The sequence below is a fragment of the Bilophila sp. 4_1_30 genome (assembly GCF_000224655.1).
Classification (GTDB): Bacteria; Desulfobacterota; Desulfovibrionia; order Desulfovibrionales; family Desulfovibrionaceae; genus Bilophila; species Bilophila wadsworthia.
Genome location: NZ_JH114231.1, coordinates 677,933 through 697,542 on the forward strand (window position 1 = coordinate 677,933; position 19,610 = coordinate 697,542).

Here is a 19,610-nt window from a genome sequence, read left to right on the forward strand (position 1 = left end):
GGATAGTCGGCGGGGCTTCCCGCCGGATTGCGTCTGTGGAGAGGAACCGGGGCCGATCAGCGGATCGGCCCCGGGCGGCAGCACCGCTCCCGGACAGGCCGGGAACGGAGGGTACGGCTTAGAAATCGGCCCGGAAGGTCACGCCGAAGGAGCGCGGGGCCCCCACCTGCGCGAGCGCCGACGAGCCGGAGAAGGCGAAGGCCACGCAATTGTACTTTTTGTCGAACACGTTCTTCGCCCAGAATGTGATGGAATAATTGTCCGTTTCCAGCCCCGTGCGCAGGTTTACCAGCTCATACGGATCCTGCTTGAGGGTGTTGGCGTCGTTCCAGTAGAACTTGCCGACGCCCTGCAGTTCGGCGCGGGTGATCCACGTGAGCGAGTCCTCCTTGTGGAAGAAGTCGAAGGATTCCAACAGCGGCAGACTGTACTGCAACGCGAGGTTGTAGGTGTATTCGGGGGCCAGAGGCGTACGGTTGCCCGCGTAGTCCATGCCGGAAACCTTGTCCGAATAGCGGCGGTACTTGGCGTCCGTATACCCGAAGCTGCCCTCGAAAAGCAGGCCCTCCGTGATCAGCGCGGAGGCTTCCACTTCAAAGCCCATGCTTCTGGATTTGCCCGCGTTGCGGATGACCGTGTTCGCGGTGGGCAGCACCTGCGTCACCTGCTGATCGCTCAGGTCGATGTAGAACAGCGAGGTGTTGAAGTTGACGCGGTTGTTGAACCACGAGGACTTGAAGCCGACCTCATAGTTCCAGCTGTATTCGGGATCGAAGGCCAGATCCGACACGTCGAGGAAACTCGTGTTGAAGCCGCCGCTGCGGTAGCCGCGCGACACCCCGGCGTAGGTCATGAAGTCCGGCGTCCAGCGATAGGCGATCTGCGCCTTGGGCAGAAACACGTCGTCGTGCTTCCGGCCTCTGATGTCCGAGCTCATGCCGGGGACGACCATCCCGCCCGCGAGATAGTCCGAGGCGTAGTCCAGCTTGTTCTTCTCATACTCGTAGCGGAGCCCGGCGGTCAGATCGAGCTTGTCGAACAGCGTATAGGTGGCCTGCCCGAACACGGCGTAACCGTAGGTCTTGATGTCCGAATCCGCCGCGTTGGTCATCGCCATCGGAACCATACCCATGTCGGCGGCACCCCGCCCGTAGTTCAAATCCAGCGTGTGATCCTGATGTTTCTTGTAGAGGTACAGCCCGCCGAGCCACTTGAGCGGCCCGGAGACTTCGGGCGATGCGAACCGGAATTCCTGCGTGAACTGGCGATCCTTGATGTCCTCCTTGGCGGTGATGAGATCATAGGGCATGAAGTCCTGATCGTTCCGGGTCACGTCGTTGTATCCCCGGTAGGCGGTGATGGAGGTCACCTTGAACCACGGCGCGTCGTAGGCCACGCGCAGCGAGGAGCCGAGCGTGTCGCGCTTGTCCCTGCCCTCGTAGTTATAGGAGACGTGGTGCGGGTTCTTGTCGGCCTGATCCATGTCCGTCAGCGGGAATACGCCGTCGTTGACCTTTTCCCCGTCCACGTTGGCCGTGACATCCAGCTTGTCCGTGGGCATCCAGCGCAGCTGCATCCTGCCGTTGAGCCCCCGGCGGCGATCCACCTTCTTGTCCAAGAAATCGTTCGTGTTGTAGCCGTCCATCTGCTCCGACGTGCCGGATACGCCGAAGAAGAGCTTGTCCTTGATGAGCGGCGCGCGCATGTAGAGCGTCGTCTCGTAGAGGTTTTCATTGCCGACCGTCTGCTCAAGACCATAATGAAATTCATTGTCAGGTTTTTTCGTGACGATATTGACGACGCCGCCAAGGCTGTTCCTTCCGTACAACGTCCCCTGCGGCCCGCGCAGCACTTCGATCCGCTCGATGTCGAACAGGTTGGTGTCGAACACGCGGGAGTCCATATAGTTCACGTCGTCCACATAAAAGCCGATGGCCGGGTCGTTGTTGACGGCCCCGATGCCGCGTATGAAGGCGTACGAGTTGCCCCGGAACCCCCAATTGGCGATGAACAGGTTCGGAACCTGCCGGGCGACATCCTGAATCGAGCGGATGCCCGAGTCCTTAATCTGCTGCTCGGAAATGGCGGTCACGCTGACCGGCACTTCCTGCACGTTCTCCGTGCGCTTTTCGGCCGTGACCAGCACGGGATCGAGTTTATAGGTTTCCTCCGCCCCAGCGGGCAGCGACCACGCCGACAGCAAAACCGTCGCAAGGATACCCGCTATGCCGTTTCTCTTCATGCCTTCCCTTCCCTTTTCAACAGCTCGTTCATGAAATGCCTGACCTTCCCGGCCAGTTCCTCCGGATGCGTCTTGATCAGCATGTGCGCGCCTTCCGTCCGGTCATGGGACGGGTTGGCGAACACCGCGTTCCACGCCTCGGCCATCGTCTTCAGCTCTTCTTCCTCTTCAAGCGTGCCGACGAGGTTCAGCATGGGGGCTTCCACGGCGGCCCCGAAAGCGAAATCAAGCATCGCCTGCGTGTCCACCCGGAGCGTGTTCAGATAGTCCCGGCGCTCGGCTTCGGTCATCTCCGCGAAATCGTAATGATAGACCTCCTTCGAGACGCGCACGATCTCGTCCTCCGAGCTGTCGATGATTGCCCGCAGGCCGCCGATTACGCCCGGAGGCGGGCTCGCCACCAGCACGACCCCGGCGACGGGGCGTCCCTTTTCCTCAAGCCGCCGCGCGATCTCGTAGGCGAGGAACCCGCCGAACGAGTAGCCGAGCAGGAACAGCGGCGTGCCGTCGTTGAAGGCCGCAAGCTGCTCCACGCACAGGGCCGCCATTTCGGGGATGGAGCGCATGGGCTCCCCGGCCTTGCCGTGTCCGGGCAGGTTCGCGGCGAGCACGGCGTACGATGCGGGCAGCAGCCTGCCGAACTGCCGGTACATGGTGGGGTTGCCGCACGCGTAGGGCAGGCAAAAGAGCCTTGCTTCAGGGCGTTCCACATCCGTCAGCGCCACGATGCCCGCCTCTTCCGCATTGCCTTCGCCCTTGCGGAGGATGCGGCTCACGATGGAGGCGACCGTCTGGTATTCGAAGGCTTCCTTGAGGCCGAAGTCGATGAAGCCTTCCTTCTTCATGCGCATGATGAGGCGCATGGCCTTGAGCGAGTCGCCGCCCACGTCCCAGAAATTGCTGGTCATGCCCAGATCCGTGACGCCGAGCACATCCTCCCAGATCGCGGTGATGCGCTTTTCCAGCTCCGTCACCGGGCGGACCACGGCGGCGTCGCGCTTCCCGGCTTCGATCACCACATCAGGGAGCCGGTTCTTGTCCAGCTTGCCGCTCGGCGTGCACGGCATTTCGCCGAGCAGCTCGAAGTGGGCCGGGATCATGTATTCGGGCAGCCGTTTGGCGAGATGGTCGCGCAGGGCCGCCACAGGAACCTCGGAACCGGTATAGAAGGCCACGAGCGTGAGGCTCCCCGCCGTATCCTTGCGGGGCACGACCACAGCCTCGGTCACGGACTCGTGATCGCGCAGCGCGCTTTCGATCTCGCCCGCCTCGATGCGGTAGCCGCGCAGGTTGATCTGGTGATCCTCGCGGCCGAGGAATTCGAGGTCGCCGGTGTCGAGCATCCGCACCACGTCTCCGGTGCGGTAGAGCCTGTCGGACGGATCAGCCGGGTTGAAGGGATTGGGCACGAAGGCTTCGGCGTTCTTCTCCGGCTTGTTGTGGTAGCCCCTGCTCACGCCCATGCCGCCGATGTACAGTTCGCCGGGCACGCCGGGCATGCAATGCTCGCGGAAGCGGTTCAGAATGTAGATCTGCGTGTTGTAGACGGGCTTGCCGATGGGCACCACGGGCAGATCCACCTGATTGTCCGCGTTGACCGGAATCCTGAAGTACGTCGAGGCCACGGTCGCCTCTGTGGGGCCGTATTCGTTGATGAACCGGTGGCTGGGGTAAAACTTCAGCCACTGGTTGAGGTCTTTAGTGCTGATCACCTCGCCGCCGAGCATGACCCGCATGGTCTCAGGCAGGGGGATATCCGCATCGGCGAGGAATTCCCGGGCGCTGGAGAGCAACGAGAAATGCGAAGGCGTGATGTTCAGGAACGTGATGCCCTTCTCGCTGATAAAGCGCAGCAGGTTATTGACGTCCTTGGTCTTCTCCTCGGACAGCACATGCAGCGAGGCCCCGACGAGGAACGGCGTCCAGTTGCTGGTCATGGTCATGTCGAAGGCATAGGAGGTCACGAAGGACAGCCGTTCCGCCGCCGTGATGCCCAGTTCCTCCTTCACCCACGTCAGGAAGTTGACGATGTTCCGGTGGGTGATCATGGCCCCCTTGGGCTTGCCCGTGGAACCGGAGGTATAGATCATGTACGCGAGGTCGTCCGGCGATCCGGCGGGCAGGGCCACGTCCGGGCGGTCAACATAGATGCCGGACGGCATGACGACCCGTTCCCGGAGCGATTCCGGGATGGCGGCGGCGCTTGCGTCCTCGTCCATGACGAGGATGTGCTCCACCCTGCCGAGCGCGCCTTCCAGTTCCTTGAGGTGCGCGGACTGGGTGAGCAGTACCCGCGCCCCGGAGTCCTCCAGCATGTAGGCGACGCGATCCGTGGGGTAATCCACCCCGATGGGCAGGTAGGCGGCCCCGGCCTTCATGATGCCGAGCTGCCCCGCCAGCGTGTCGAAGCTGCGGTTCAGGAACAGCGCAACGAACTCATTGGAGGAGACGCCGAGGTGCCGCAGCAGTCCGGCCACCTGATCGGCCCGCTTCCCGAAGGCCGCGTAGGTGAGGCTCCGCCCTTCGTAGGTCAGGGCCTCGCTGTCCGGGGTGCGCCGGATCTGCTCTTCGATCAGGCCGTGCAGCGTGGACTCGGGAATAGCCGCTTCGGTACGGTTGAGCGACGCGATGAGCGAACGGTACCGCTCCGGCACGATGTCCTCGCCGGAGAACGGATGATCCGGCTCATTCCGATAACGGATGAGCTGTTCGAGCAGAATGTGGTATTGCTTCGCCAGCGTCTCGATGAATTCGCGGTCGAAGAGATCGCGGATATAGTTCCAGTTGAAGTAGAAGACATCGTTGTCGTTGCGGCGCACGCGGTAGTCGTAGATCACGAGGTCGATAAACGTGCCCGGCGCGCCGGTACGAAATTCGGGCGTCTCCAGCTTGATGGTCTTCATGCCGCTGACTTCGCCCGCGTACATCCCGATGGAGTTGCTGAAGATGATCGAGCTCATGGACGTGGCGCGCAGGCCCTGCCGCTCGAAGAGCTCGCGGGAAAGCTCAATGGAGGAGACGGGGACCTCAAGGAGCTTGCGGGTGAACGCCTCGGCCTTGCGGGCGATCTGGACGATGGGCTCATCGAAATGGGTCTGGAGGCGTACCGGGAAGATGTCGATGAAGCTCCCCACGGTCTTGCGGGCCCCGGCGAAATACTGTTCGCGGTTGAACACCGGCATGTTGATGATCATGTCGTCCTGATGGCACCACACGTTCATCAGCTTGAAGTAGGCCGCGAGCAACAGGGCGTTGAGGCTGATCTGCTCCTCGGCGGCAATGGCGTTGAGGCCCTCGATGATTTCGGGCCGGATCTCCTGATAGAAGGTGTCGAAATACACCTCTTTCAACAGGGCCGGGTTGCGCTTGGTGGGCAGGAGCGCCTTGGAGGGCAGATCCTTGAACAGCCCGAGCTGGAACTCCAACGCGTTCTTGTATTCCTGCGTGCGCTGGCGCAGGTTTTCCACACGCACATAGTCGCCAAAGGTCATGGTCGCTTCGGGCAATTCCCACGGCTCACCGAGCACCATGCGGTCGTAGGTGTTGAACAGTTCGTCGAACACCTGCATGTAGCTGAAGCCGTCTACGAGCATGTGGTCGATGTTCATGGCGAACACATAGCGATCATTGGCGAATTTCGTAATTTCGCAGAAGAACAGGGGCCATTTGCCCAGATCGAAACGGTGGTCGTTGAGTTCGAGGCCGCGTTGCAGGATGTAGGCCCGCTCCTCCGAAGGCGGCAGGTGCGACACGTCGATATGTCTGGCGTGCACTTCGGGCACCGTTTTGAAGACCTTGAAGCGGGGCTTCTCGCGTTCCTCGTCGATGACCGAGCGCATGATGGGATGGCGTCTGACCACGTAGTTCAGCGCCTTGTCAAACACGTCGGGCCGGAAGTCCCCGTCCATGCGGGCGTTGAGATAGATGTAGCAGCTCAGGCCGCTCGGCTCGTTCTGCACGAAGCCTTTGCGGTGGAAATACAGCGTTTCCTGAAAATGCATCAGCGGAAAGTAGGCCTCGTCGCCGTCCGCGTGCGTTTCGCAAAAGACGCGGGGCCACAGGTAGTCCGCCATCTGCCGGATGGTGGTCAGACGCAGGAAGTCCTCGCCGATCTCCGCTTCCGCAAACACCTCGCGGATAGCGTCGAACAGGGCGAACGCCTTGGAGATATCCCCGATGAGGGGCATGAGTTCCGCGCTGACGCTCACGGCTTCGGCCTTGATGCCGAGGCTGGAGGCCACGATCTTCTGAAGGAGCGCCTCGATCTCGTTCTGAGGCGGCTCGATGCTGAAGTCGCGGGTGCGGAAATACTGCACCTGCTGCTCCACCGTGGGGAACAGGTAGCAGAAATTGCTTTCCATCTTGGCCCGGTAGATGTCCTCAAGCCGCGCCTGCATACGCATGGCCCGGATGGAATCCCCGCCGAGGCGGAACAGGTTCTTCTTCGTGCCGATGGCGTCAACAGGCAGTTCAAGCACGTCGCTCCACACGCCGAGCACGATCTGCTCGTGATCCATCGAAGCGGGATCGACGACGGGCTCCTCATGCTCAAGCACGGTGATCTTGCCGTCGAAATCGCCGTTGAGGTAGCCCTCGCACAGCGCCTTGCGCATGACCTTTCCGCTGGACGTGCGCGGGATGTCGCCCTGCCGCGCGGCGATGAAGCGGTCGATGGAGAACCCGGCGAGCGTAGAAACCTGTTCGTTCATGCGGTGCAGGAGCTGCGCCAGTTCCGCATCGGCGCCCTTTTTCGCCGGAATGTAGAACATCAGGATGATTTCGCGGCCTTCCTTCGGATCGTATACGCCGCACGCCACCACGAGCCGGAACGCCTTTTCCATGCCGGACAGGGCGATGTGCTCGATGTCGGCGGGGTAATAGTTCTGCCCGCGCACGATGATGATTTCCTTGGAGCGGCCCACAATGTACAGGTCGCCCTCGGCGTCCATGAAGCCCATATCCCCGGTGGAGAACCAGTCCCCGTTGAACGAGGACTCGGTCGCTTCAGGATTGTCGAAGTAGTCGGAGATGACGTTGTCGCCCCGGATTTCCACCACGCCCACACGATCGGCGGGCAGGGGCTTGCCGTCCTTGTCGGCAATGCGGACTTCGCAATACTGGACGGGCTTGCCCACGCTGGTGAACTCGGCCGCGTCTCCGCCTTTGGGCACGTAGCGGACAACCTGCTCCGAAACCATGAGCTTGCGGTCTAGGGTGAACGTCTTCACCGGGGTATTGCGCGGGTGGCACGTCGCCACGAGCGTCGTCTCGGTAAGCCCGTAACCGGGCATGAGTAGGTGCGGGGCGAGGCCCATCGGCGCGAGCTGCTCCTGCAGGATACGGCACGATTCGGCGGAAATCATTTCCGCGCCTACCGTCCATACCTTGAGGCACGAGAGATCCACTTCCGGCAGCCGGTCGGCGCGCAGGCCTATGTATGCGGAAAGATGCTCAATGCCGGTATTGGTGGCGGAGGTGATGGTCGCCCGGTGCTCGTGGATTTTTTCCATCCACAGGAACGGGCGCTGGGCGAACTGGAACGGGTCCATCTTGATCTGATCCATGCCCGCAAGCATGGGCATAAGGTGGCATCCGAACAGGCCGAAATCATGGAAGTACGGCAGCCACGTCACCAGCCTGTCCTCGGAGGTGCCGCCTTCAATGGCCCGCAGGGCGCGGATGTTCGCAATGAGGTTGCGGTGCGTGAGGCGCGCCCCCTTGGGCATCCCCGTGCTGCCGGAGGAGAACTGAAGCACGGCGGAATCGTCATGCTGCGGGGTGTAGCGGTCGTTCTCCTGAAAATCGACGATGCGGGCCTCAGTGATGAGATCTTCGCTGGCGATGAGCGTGGCCCCCGTCCCTTTGAACATGTCCGTCAGCACGGCAAAGGCCCGCTCGTTGGACGAATCGGCCACGATGGGAGCCTTGATTGCCTCCCAGACGTGGAAAATCTTCTGCGCCTCCATCGAATCCGCTTTGGGCGTGCGCATGTGGGCGAGCGGCGCGGGCAGGACGCCGCTGAACAGGCATCCCCAAAAGATTTCAAGGAACGTGCGCGAAGCGTCCACCGAAAGGATCAGCGGCGTACGGGGCCGGAGCCCACGCCGATACAGCACCTGCGCCATCTCTTTGGCGTTGCGCAGCAATTCGGGATAGCTCTGGAACTCCTCCGAGGTGTCTCCCGACGCGACATGGAAAATGCCATGTTCGGGATACCGGGCCGCCGTCTCCTCCAGAATGTCGACGAGCGTGCCCGAAAGCGGTTCGGGATGGATCTGGTTCATCATTGTCCTCTCGTAAAATGGTTAAACAAATACAGCTATATGATAGACCGCGCACGCCATGCCCATCGCCAAGGCGAACATGGCTGCCAGCAACGCCAGCGTCCTGCCCCAGCTCCCCAGTTCACTGCGCAGGACGCTGATGGAGGCGATGCACGGAATGTACAGGTTGGAAGCCACGATGAAGGCCAGCGCTCCCGCCGGGGTGATGGAAGCCCGCAGAGCCTGCACGACGGCCTCATGGTCGGTCGCGCCCACGGAGAACAGGACCGCCAGCGTCCCCGCCGTCGTTTCCTTGGCGACGAAGGAACTCAGCAGCGCGACCGTAAACCGCCAGTCAAACCCCAGAAACGAACCGAGGGGTTCCAGCCACCGCCCGAAGCGGTAGAGCCAGCTCGTCTCCACAGTGCCGCCGGGGAACGTGCTGATCGCCCAGACGATGATCAGCGCCGCGAAGATGTTGACCGCAGCGCCGCGCAGGAACAGCACGGCCCGGGTGCGCACGTTGCCGAAGATCGTCCTGAAATTGGGGCGGTGGTACAGCGGAAGCTCCATAATAAGGCCGTTGGCGTAGCGGTCGGGAAGCGTTGCGTGCATGATCTTGCCCACAGCCCCGGCCATGAGCAGGTTAAGGCAACTCACGCCGAGCACCACGAGCAGGGCCGTACCCGCAGGGAACAGGGCAAAGGCGAACAGGAAGGCCACGCCCATCTGCCCGCTGCACGGGATAAACGGCAGCATACATAGGGTAATGAGGCGGCGGCGCGGCGAGTCCACGACCCGACTCCCGGCGATGGACACCGTGTTGCACAGGAACCCCATCATCAGAGGGATGGCGGATTTCCCGTCGATGCCCAGACCGCTGAGGAAGGAATCCATGAGGTACACCACCCTCGCGAGGTAGCCGGTGTCCTCCAGAAAGGAAAAAATGGCGTAGAGCGCGCTGATCATGCTCAACAGGGCGACCACCCACCCGAAGGCGGGCAGCAGCGCGTCGGCGGCAAGGCTCCCCAGCGGGCCGGGATAGGCCGCCTTGAGATCGGGAGCCCACGCCAGCACCGCGAACAGCACAAGGCCGCCAGTCATCATGCCAAGCGCCGCGCCGAGCACGCAGCCCGCCGGGATGACCAGAAACGCGGCCAACCTTCCCCATAGCGGATGAAGGAAAACCCGGTCCCAGCGCTCGGTCAGCCCCCGGCCCGTACCGGATGTACGGACGGCCTTGCCACATGCGGCATCGATCCATGCCTGCCGGGACGCGTACAGCTCCGGTGCGACCGAGGGGTCGCCCAGCAGCACACGGATCGCCTCACGCCGCTCCCCGGAAAGGGTTTCCGTCCTGGCCAGCAGCCCCTCGTCGCCCTCGAACAGCTTGCACGCCGCCCAGAGCGGGGCGCAGGGCAGGGCCGTCCCGATGATCTCCGCGAGCAACGACACCTTGGCGGGCACGGCGGGCATACTGGCGGGGCGAGATGCCTCCGCGAGCGCCCGGAGCAGCACGTCCGCGGCGGTTCCGTCCACAGCCGTGCCCACCAGCGGGATCACGGGCAAGCCAAGGGCGGAAGACAACGCAACGGCATCCACCGCCCTGCCCTCCTGCTCCGCAACGTCGGTCATGTTGAGTGCAACGACCACGGGCAAGCCGAGCGCCACCAGCTCGGACACGATATACAAGCTCCGTTCCACGCTCGCCGCGTTGACCACGGCGAGCACGGCATCGGGTCCGCCGGAAAGCAGGTAGTCGCGGGCAACTTCCTCTTCAGGCGAATGCGGGGTCATACCGTAACAACCGGGCAGATCCACGAAGGTAAAGGCCACACCGTTCCAAAAGGCCATGCCCTCCTTGCGATCCACGGTCTTACCCGTCCAGTTGCCCACACGCTGGTTCAGCCCGGTCAGCCGGTTGAACAGTGTAGATTTGCCGGTGTTGGGCTGGCCCGCCACCGCGACAGTCAAGGATTTCCGCGCCGGATGATTCCGTAAAGCGCCCATGCTCAGCCCTTCCTCGCCACAACGATGCCCGACGCGATCTCGCGCCCGAGGGCCACCCGCGTATGCCGCGCCAGTACGAGCAACGGCCCACGCTTGGCGTTACGCAGCATCCGCACGGCGACGCCCGGCAGAAAGCCGAGAGAGGCAAGGCGCCCGGCAAGGCACGGATCATCCGCCCGCTCATACAAGCAGGTTTCACCCGTCCGCACGGCGTCCAGCGTGGCGGCATATTCCTTTTCCTTTCCGGGGCGGCGGTTCCGTCCCAAAAGCAGGTGAATTCCCGTCACGCACAGCAAAATGAACAACGGCTGAAAGGAAAACTTGAGCGCGGCACCCAGTTCGGGGCTGAGCCACGCCAACCCGTTCTTTTCTTCGACCAGTTTGGCCGAATCAAAGATCCGTTCACGCGCCTCACCAGTACGGACGTCGTAGGTCACGGACACGTACCGCCCGGCGTCGCGGACAACCCACGAACCCTCCTTCGGCAAAAAAGTCACGGTATCGGGCGTCAACGGTTCGCCGTCCACCCGTTCGTGACTGAAGCGAGCCAGCACATCCTGTACGGACACCACAGGCGTTCCCACGGAGGATACGGAGGGGGATGGGGACACAACCTCGAACCGCGGCTCGTAGACAGCGGGCAGGAGCGCCATTTCGCCCAGCCAAAGCAGGGTAACGGCGCTCAGGTAAACGCCCGCCCAACAGTGGGATTTGCGGGACCAGAACAACAGGGAGTGCTTCATGACCGTTCCAAAGACTGGAGTAAAAAAAATGAACTTGAATTTCATTTTCATTATAAATAGGGCTTACGCCATCCAATGGGGCCAACTTAAGGCAACTCACGTCCGCTTACTTTCATCTGCGTATCTTTTTTTTGTATTTGCGGCAGAAAAAACGCCCGATTATGAGGAGCCCCACTTCTCCCGTCGTGCGGTTCTATTGCCATAATAGGGGAATTTCACAGAGAAAGATCATCCCTCCTCTGTCTGCCTTTGATCCCGTTTCTGCATGTACAAAAATTTTTCGGGAAGTTTGACAGCGTTCCCCGTCCTTTATTATCAGATATTGAAATTCAACTTTAATAATGAGGTTTGTCTGTGTTCCCACCCTCCGCCATTTCCACAAATGCCGTGGCAGCACCGCCACCCAAGCCCTCTTGCGAGTACGGCAGGCCTTCGGACGGGTTCCGGATCCGGCTCCTTTCCGGGGACGCCGCTGTCCCGCCTACGGATTCCGATTGCGTCCATGTCTGGAGCCATCCCTTAACCGGCCCGGCGCGTTCCGGCTTCCGGGATCTGCTCTCCGAGGAGGAATGCGCGGCCGCGGCCCGCTTCCACACCCCGGAGCTGGCGGAACAGTACCGGCAGGCCCACGGCTGGATGCGCTCCGTGCTGTCCCGCTATCTGGATACCCCGCCCGGAACGATCCGGTTCCGCTCCGGGCCGGACGGCAAACCCCGGCTTGCACACGGTTCGCTGCACTTCAACCTGGCGCATTCGGATTCGCTGGCCCTGCTCGCCGTGCGCCAAGACGCCCCGGTAGGCGTAGACGTCGAACCCGTGCGCCCCCTGCCCGAGGCCATGCTCATAGCCTGCCGCTGGTTCTCGGCTTCCGAGATCCGCTGGATCGCCGCGTCCGACGATCGGGATCGCGCCTTCCTGCGTTGTTGGGTCTGCCGCGAAGCCTTCCTCAAGGCCACGGGCGAAGGCCTTGGGCGGCCTCTGGACAGCTTCGCGCTCCACCCATGCGGCGATACGCTCCGTCTGGACGGGGCGGCCCTCGCGGAATGCACTCCCCTTGCAGGCCACGTCGCCGCCGTGGTCTGCGAAACCCTTTTTCCTTCATGCTGATACGAGGAGATTCCATGCAGTTCATGTTTTCACGGAAATCCGGCATCGTCCTCGCCGCCCTGCTCGGCGTCCAGCTCATCCTCCCCGCCTCTGGCTGGGCGCTCACCGGCAGGGATGTGGCGCTCAAGGCGGATCAGGTCGACACCAGCCGTACCTCCGACATGTCTATGGCGATGATCATCAAACGCGGCGATCAGCAGCTTGTCCGCTTCATGGCCATGAAGAAAAAGAAGTTCCCCGATTCGGAAAAGCAGCACATCCGCTTTCTCGAACCGGGGGACATCCGGAATACGGCCTATCTCACGTGGAGTTACAGGGATATCAACAAAGACGATGACATGTGGGTCTACATGCCCGCCGAGTCGCTGGTCCGCCGCATCAGCGGAGGCAGCAAAAAGGGCTCCTTCATGCGCAGCGACTACGCCAATGAGGACATTTCACGGCGGGAAGTCGACAAGGACACCTATACCCTGCTGCCCGACGAGGCCCTCTCCGGCGTGGACTGCCACGTACTGGAGGCGAAAGCGGTCTTCCCAGAAAAGACGAACTATTCCAAACGGATTATCTGGATCAGAAAAGATATCTGGTTGCCCGCGAAAATCGACTTCTACGATCAGGGCGGGAACCGGTGCAAGGAGCTGGTTTTCGGCGGCTACAAGGAGATACAGGGCATCTGGACCGCCACCCGCCAGCGCATGCGCACCGTGGGATCGGACTCGGAAACGATCATGGAAATACGGGAAGTGGCCTACAACACGCCGATCGCCGAAGATATCTTTCTGCCGCAGGATCTCAAGAGGTAGGCATGAAAACCCTGTTCCGGGCCTGCGCCGTCTGCCTCTTCTGGTTCGGTTTCGCCCATGCCGCCGTGGAGGGCGATCCCTTTTCGGACGGACAGGCCTTTTCCGATCTACATGCGATTGAGGCTTCCGATACGTTCCTGCTCGGAGGGTTCGCGGAATCGCGCAACCAATTTTCCCTGAACGATCCAGAAACCCCGATTTCCCTGCGGCAGAAAGTGCAGGTCGAGGCACTCTGGCGGCGCGATGTCTTGTCGCTCTTCGGCAGCCTTGAAGGCAGCTACGAAGGGGCCGCCCACACGTGGCCGGGCGACCATTCCCCGTGGAAAGCCGTTCTCCGGGAATTGTATCTGACCTATGATACAGACAATATAGATATTTTTCTCGGGCGGAAGACCCACCGATGGGGGACGGGCGACGGCATCAACCCCATGGATCTCATCAATCCGCTGGATACGCGGGACCCGGTCACGACCGGGCGTGCCGACAACCGGCTCCCGGTATGGCTGTTCAGCGGCACGGTTTCGGGGAACGGGATCAGTTTCGAGGGAGTGTTCCTTCCCAAGGCCGAGGTCAACGCCCTGCCCCGCTCCGGCAACCCGTGGGAACCGCGCGCCCTGCGCGAACTCCGGCGGCAGCGGGACGACGGCCTCTTCACGATCACGGCTCCCGACGAACCGGACAGATGGTTCCGGGATGTGGAATACGGCGGGCGCCTCTCCGCCAATCTCGGGGGGTGGGATCTGGCGCTCATGGCCTTCCACGGTTTTGTCGACAACCCGATGTTCGTAAGCAGGAACAACGGCGGCGGGATGCGCTGGACCGCCGAATACCCCCGCTTCACGGCTTTCGGAACTTCCTTCGCAAAAGGCTTCGGCAGCCAGACCGTCCGGGGCGAGGTCGCCTATAAGCCGCGTTTTCCGGTACAGGGGAGCTTCGGTTTTCACCGGGCCGATCTGTGGCAGGGCGTCCTCGGCTGGGACTACGACATCGACAGCAAGTATTACCTGAACCTCCAGCTTTTCGGGGACGTTCAGGAAGGGTCGGAAGCTTCCGGCAGCCGGACATGGCACGGCGCGACCTATGAAATCAGCGGCAAATGGTTCCGGGACGCGCTCAAAACGGGGGTCCGGGGCAAACTCTACACCAGCGGGGAGGGCACGCTTACCGAAGTATTCCTCGAATACGAACTGGATGATCATTGGAAGGCATCCACGGGCGTCATGTTCTGGACAGGCGGGGAGGACACCATCCTCGGCGAATACACGGACAACGATTTCGTCTACCTGACCCTGCGCTACGCCTTCTGACGTATCCCGACACGGCGCGGCGACGCGCCTTTCTTCGGAACATCTCCGAAACCGAGTGAGACTGATGACGCCTACGAGTATCCACTCCACCTGCACCTGCCGCTTTTTCCATCAGGGGCAGTGCTCCTGCCCCGACGTGACCCTGTTCGTCATTGATGACGACTCGCACGCCGCGGGCCCGTTCCGCCTGCAACAGGACGGGGCACGCATGACCTTCTTCTATTGCCTGAACGGACAGGCACGCATCGACGCGCAGGCCGCCGATGGAGAGGCCTTTTCCGAAGAAATCGGCAAGGGAAACAGCCTGTTTTTTTGCCTGAACGGAGGCTTTTCCATCTCACGCGCCGGGAAGCGGATTCAGGCCGTGGGGCTCCAGCTCCGTCCGGAATGCCTGCGCCTGTTTGCCTGCCAGCTCGGTTTTGTCCACGATGGGCTCAGGAAAAGCTCATCCCGGACGCTCAAAGGAGACATCCCGCTGCACCTTCGCATTCTCCTCGAGCAGATCCTCAACTGCCGGGACGACGGCCTCTTGCGAGACGTATTCCTGGCGCACAAGAAATACGAACTGCTCTATCAGCAGATCGAACTCTTGGACAGGGAAAACAGCCACAAATGCGTCAGCCCGGCGGAGTGCCGGGCCGCGCACCGAGCCTATGCCATACTGCTTCAGGATATCGGAAAGCCGCCGAGCTTGCCCGAACTGGCAGCCGCCGTGGGGGTCAACCGCACACGGCTGACGGCCTTGTTCAGGATGCTCTTCGAGGACACTGTCTTCGGCATCCTGCGCCGGGAGCGTCTGGAGTGCGCCCGAAGGCTTCTCAACGAAAAGGGAAAAAACATCACCGAAATAGCGTATCTGTGCGGATTTTCCAGTCCGAGCCATCTCACCAAGGCTTTTTCCGCCCAATTCGGGATCTCCCCAAAGCAATACCAGATTGCCAGGCGGCACGGGCACCCTGCCGCTTCCGTTTCATGCGGCGAGCAGCATACATGAGCCCATCCTGCCGATTTCTGACCTACCATACACCTTATATTGGATCTTCGTCGGCTTTCCCGCTTGCAAAGCCCCCTCCCCATCCCGTTGTTCCGCGCAAGCGGAATTTCCGGAAGAGGAAACGCCGAAGCGGCCTACACGATGGTATAGCCTCCGTCAGCCATCCACAACGCTCCCGTGACGAAACTGGCTTCATCGCTGGCAAGGAAGGCGATCACCGAGGCGATTTCCTCCGGTTTGCCGAAACGCTTGAGCGGCTGCAGGGCCAGAAAGCTCGCCATACCTTTGGCCTCGTCGCCGGTATCCCTTGCGCCATCGTGCAATCCGGGGGTTTCCGTGGTCCCGGGGCCGACGGCGTTGACGCGGATATTGTGCGGCATCAGGGAAATCGCCGCCGCCCGCGTAAACGAGGCCACCCCGCCCTTGGAAGCATGGTAGGCGACGTATCCCGGAGATCCCACCACCGCGAAGGTCGAGCAGACGTTGACGATGGCCCCGCCCGTCTTCTGGGCAATGAACATATTCGCCGCCCCTTTCGTGAACAGGAACATGCTGGTCAGATTCGTATTCAGTACGGCGTTGAATTCTTCAGCCGTCGTTTCCAAAAGCGTCTTGTTGAGCTGCCATCCGGCATTGTTCACCACAATGTCCAGCTTCCCGTATGTACGGGCCGCCGTGTCCAAGGCCGCCTGCACATCGGCTTCATTCCCCACGTCGCACAGGCAGAATACGGCTTCGCCTCCCTCTTTGACGATGGCTTTTGCTACCTCATATCCATTGGCTTCATCCTTGTCGGCCAAGACGATCCGAGCGCCTTCGGCGGCGAAACGGCGGGCGGCGGCAGCACCGATGCCTTTGGCCGCTCCGGTGATGATGGCTGTTTTTCCTTGCAGTTTCATGGCTCTCTCATTGTTTGTTGCTGTATTCGGAAAGTTTTTTCCCTTATACGCGTTCGGATATCCCTGACAAGCGCGGCTCCAAAACGAAAATCCGCAGGGAAGCCCCTCCTGCTTGATTCCCCTGTCCCTTCAACCGGCAGCCGGGGACGTATCGGCCCCCGGCGCTACCGAAAAATCTCCTCCAATGAGAAAAACGGATTGGCAAAACGGGCAGCGCCCCAATGATATCATCGGCAATGCCATCTCACTTTAGCCATCCTTATCTTCCTATGGCAAAACATCTTTTCCGATACGTTGTTGTGCAAACGTCACCCAATCGCCGGCAGAACCCCACCGCCGACTCTTGCGCGGATCGCCCGGCTGGATTAAGCAGCAAGAGAGATTCAGCCCGGACAGACCGGGCGTTAGGAGAAAAACAATATGGGTAAGATTCTCGTCACCGGCGGAACCGGCTATCTCGGCACGCACATGCTTGTGGAACTCGTCAAGCAGGGCTACGAGCCCCTGTGCGTGGACAACCTCCACAACAGCAATCCGTCCGTCCTCCTCGCCGTGAAGGAAATCTGCGGCAAAGAAATCCCCTTCATCAAGGCCGACGCGGGCGACGTCGCCGCCATGCGCGCCTTGTTCGCCGAATACCAGATCGACGCGGTCATCCACTTCGCAGGGCACAAGGCCGTCGGCGAATCCGTGGCGCACCCGCTCATGTACTACCGCAACAACTACGACTCCGCGCTGACCATTCTTGAAATGTGCCTCAAGCACGGCAGCGCCCTCGTCTTCAGCTCGTCCGCCACGGTGTACGGCGTGCCCCATTTCCTCCCCCTCACCGAGGACCATCCCCTCAGCGCGGTCAACCCCTACGGTCGCACCAAGCTGTACATCGAAGAGACCATCCGTGACGTGGCGCTGGCGCATCCCGAGTTCAACGTCTCCATCCTGCGCTACTTCAACCCGGTCGGCGCGCACGAGTCCGGGCTCATCGGCGAAAACCCCAACGGCATCCCCAACAACCTCATGCCGTTCGTCTGCCAGACGGCGGCGGGTATCCGTAAGGAATTGCAGGTGTTCGGCGACGACTACGACACTCCTGACGGCACGGGCGTGCGCGACTACATCCATGTGACCGACCTCATCTCCGGGCACATCGCCGCGCTGAAAAAGCTGGAAACGAAACCCGGCTGCATCATCCACAACCTCGGCACGGGCAACGGAACCAGCGTCCTCGAAATGGTCCACCGCTTCGAAGCCGTCAACGGTGTAGGCGTACCCTACCGCATCGTTGCCAGACGTCCCGGCGATGTGGCGAGCTGCTACGCCGATCCGTCCAAGGCGTTTGAGGAGCTGGGCTGGAAAGCCGTAAAAAACCTCGACGACATGGTCCGCGACAGCTGGATGTGGCAGTTGAAGGGCGCGAAGAACTAACCCGGACGCGATCGGACCGACGTAAGGAGGGGATTCCCATGCATTGCCACTTCCACAACCCCGTCAGCATCCATTCCGGTCCCGGTATGCGCCGCCAGATCGGAGAGCTGGCCGCGAAATACGGGAAAAAGGCGCTCATCGTCACTACCGGCAGCGCGCACTCCAGGGCACTCGCCGAAGAAGCGGGCGCTTCGCTGGAAGCCGCCGGGCTCGGCTGGGCGCACTACAACGGCATCCGTCCCAACCCGTTAGGCTCTATGGCGGCCGAGGGCGCTCAAGCGGCCCGCGACAACGGGTGCGACATGGTCATCGGGATCGGCGGCGGCAGCGTCATGGACGCAAGCAAGGGCATCGCCTTCGCCTATTACAACGACGCGCCGATCTTCGAATACATCTACGGGCGCAAACAGGGCGGGCAGGCCCTGCCCATCCTGCTTATCGCCACCACGGCGGGGACAGGCAGCGAGGGCAACTGGACCGCCGTGTTCACCGACACGGACCATGTGAAGAAGGGATTCGCCCTGCCCGCCCTGTATCCCAAGGAAAGCATCGTCGATCCGGAGCTCATGACCACGCTCTCCAGCAGGGGCATCGCGGGGCCCGGCTTCGACGCGCTGGCCCACGCCATCGAGTCGTTCCTCTCCGTCCGCGCCAATCCGTTCAGCAAGCTGTATTCGCGTCAGGCAATCCTCTGGCTGAGCGAAGGCCTGCCCAAGGTACAGGCCAGCCCCTCCGATCTCGGAACATGGGAACGGGTGGCGCTGGGAAGCACGTTCGCGGGCATCGCCATCGGCAACGCGGGCTGTACCGCCCCGCACGGCATCGAACATCCGATCAGCGGCCTGCTCAACGTCGCGCACGGCGAAGGGCTTGCCGCCATTTACCCGGAATACATGCGGTTCATGCGTCCCCACGCGCAAGCGGATTTTGCCGAGCTGGCCCGGCTTCTGGGCGCGGAAACCTCCGGCCTTACGGAAGAGGAAGCCTCGCTGCGCGCCGTCGAGCAGGTGGACGCCCTTCTGAAAACGCTGGGGATCGCCTTCACCCTGTCCGATCTCGGCGTGCGGGAAAGCCAGATCGACTGGCTGTCCCGCACGGCACTGGACAGTATGCCAGCCGTATTCGCCAACAATCCCACAGCGATGACTTCCGACGACGTCAAGATCATTCTGGAACGCCGCCTGTAAGCTTACATGGTTTCATAACCGAGCGGCCCTGGAATCCTTGGATTTCAGGGCCGCTCGGTTATCCGGCTCTTCACCGGAGGCTCCCGCCTGCCAGAACAAAGAAGGTATGGGGAACGGGCCGTCTTTGCCTCTCTCCCCCGCTTCCCGTCTTACGAAAAATCTTTCCACACCTGTACGCCGGTATAGCATTCCACGGCGACAAGAATGATCAGAAGGACATTGATAGCCCCGTGGATGAGGGGCAGGATCTTCCGCTTCTTCTTGTAGCGGTTCATGATGTACCCGGTGATCAGCCCAAGGATGGCCAGCCCGATGATCGGCCACGCCAGTTCGGCGTGCAGTCCGGTAATGTGCGTGCTGCCGAACAAATCCAGCGTCACATAAAAACCGAGCGCCCCAAGAATCCATAAAACGAGGGCCAACGTCCCAAGCTTTACATGCTGCTTCCACGGGAAAAGCGTCTTCTTGCCAAGCAGCATCGCTACCCGCTTCAGCCCCTGCCACATGGCCCATATCCCAAGGACGGCGGCGCATACCTGCATCAACGGGTGCACCCACAACAGAATCTCACTCATGCCTGCTCCTCTCTAAACCGCCTATTCGGAAACGGTATTTAGTAATAATTACTGA

General features: G+C 61.5%; 12 protein-coding genes. 6 read left to right on the top strand and 6 right to left on the bottom strand.

The features are described from left to right. Positions 1-118 precede the first annotated feature (118 nt). The 4 genes from HMPREF0178_RS03175 to HMPREF0178_RS03190 are packed head-to-tail and all read right to left on the bottom strand — an operon-like array spanning position 119 to position 11,258. Entirely contained in the window at positions 119-2,242 is a 2,124-nt protein-coding gene (locus tag HMPREF0178_RS03175; RefSeq protein ID WP_009378987.1) for a TonB-dependent receptor, read from the bottom strand. Then, positions 2,239-8,529, bottom strand: a complete 6,291-nt coding sequence (locus HMPREF0178_RS03180) for a non-ribosomal peptide synthetase (protein WP_232281176.1) — start codon at positions 8,527-8,529, stop codon at positions 2,239-2,241. The genes HMPREF0178_RS03175 and HMPREF0178_RS03180 overlap by 4 nt, the downstream gene beginning before the upstream one ends. Before the next feature lie 18 nt (positions 8,530-8,547). Next, the gene (gene feoB, locus HMPREF0178_RS03185) at positions 8,548-10,515 is read right to left on the bottom strand and encodes a ferrous iron transport protein B (RefSeq protein WP_009378989.1); all 1,968 of its coding nucleotides are present in this window, start codon (positions 10,513-10,515) and stop codon (positions 8,548-8,550) included. A 2-nt stretch (positions 10,516-10,517) separates the two neighbouring features. Further along, positions 10,518-11,258: a FeoA family protein gene (locus tag HMPREF0178_RS03190; protein WP_009378990.1), complete on the bottom strand. Its 741-nt coding sequence runs from the start codon at positions 11,256-11,258 to the stop codon at positions 10,518-10,520. A 354-nt stretch (positions 11,259-11,612) separates the two neighbouring features. On the opposite strand from HMPREF0178_RS03190, the gene HMPREF0178_RS03200 reads away from it, so the two are divergent. From HMPREF0178_RS03200 to HMPREF0178_RS03215, 4 genes are all read left to right on the top strand, one after another. After that, positions 11,613-12,365: a 4'-phosphopantetheinyl transferase superfamily protein gene (locus HMPREF0178_RS03200; protein ID WP_009378991.1), complete on the top strand. Its 753-nt coding sequence runs from the start codon at positions 11,613-11,615 to the stop codon at positions 12,363-12,365. 14 nt (positions 12,366-12,379) lie between these two features. After that, positions 12,380-13,168 carry an outer membrane lipoprotein-sorting protein gene (locus HMPREF0178_RS03205; RefSeq protein ID WP_009378992.1) on the top strand — a complete coding sequence of 263 codons (789 nt, stop codon included), beginning with the start codon at positions 12,380-12,382 and terminating at the stop codon, positions 13,166-13,168. A gap of 2 nt (positions 13,169-13,170) precedes the next feature. Further along, entirely contained in the window at positions 13,171-14,475 is a 1,305-nt protein-coding gene (locus tag HMPREF0178_RS03210; protein ID WP_009378993.1) for a DUF1302 family protein, read from the top strand. A gap of 64 nt (positions 14,476-14,539) precedes the next feature. Then, complete coding sequence (locus HMPREF0178_RS03215; protein WP_009378994.1) at positions 14,540-15,469, top strand: AraC family transcriptional regulator; 930 nt, start codon at positions 14,540-14,542, stop codon at positions 15,467-15,469. Between the two features lie 134 nt (positions 15,470-15,603). Here the strand turns inward: HMPREF0178_RS03215 and HMPREF0178_RS03220 are convergent, their stop codons facing one another. Then, positions 15,604-16,368 (bottom strand): SDR family NAD(P)-dependent oxidoreductase, encoded by a 765-nt coding sequence (locus tag HMPREF0178_RS03220; protein WP_009378995.1) that lies wholly within the window; start codon positions 16,366-16,368, stop codon positions 15,604-15,606. Positions 16,369-16,788: 420 nt separating this feature from the next. Here HMPREF0178_RS03220 and galE point away from each other — a divergent pair, with 420 nt between their 5' ends. Both galE and HMPREF0178_RS03230 read left to right on the top strand, forming a co-directional pair. Then, entirely contained in the window at positions 16,789-17,793 is a 1,005-nt protein-coding gene (gene galE / locus HMPREF0178_RS03225) for a UDP-glucose 4-epimerase GalE (protein WP_009378996.1), read from the top strand. A 38-nt stretch (positions 17,794-17,831) separates the two neighbouring features. After that, the gene (locus HMPREF0178_RS03230; RefSeq protein WP_009378997.1) at positions 17,832-18,980 is read left to right on the top strand and encodes an iron-containing alcohol dehydrogenase; all 1,149 of its coding nucleotides are present in this window, start codon (positions 17,832-17,834) and stop codon (positions 18,978-18,980) included. A 149-nt stretch (positions 18,981-19,129) separates the two neighbouring features. Here HMPREF0178_RS03230 and HMPREF0178_RS03235 read toward each other — a convergent pair whose 3' ends face one another. After that, complete coding sequence (locus HMPREF0178_RS03235; RefSeq protein ID WP_009378998.1) at positions 19,130-19,555, bottom strand: hypothetical protein; 426 nt, start codon at positions 19,553-19,555, stop codon at positions 19,130-19,132. Between the last annotated feature and the right edge of the window lie 55 nt (positions 19,556-19,610).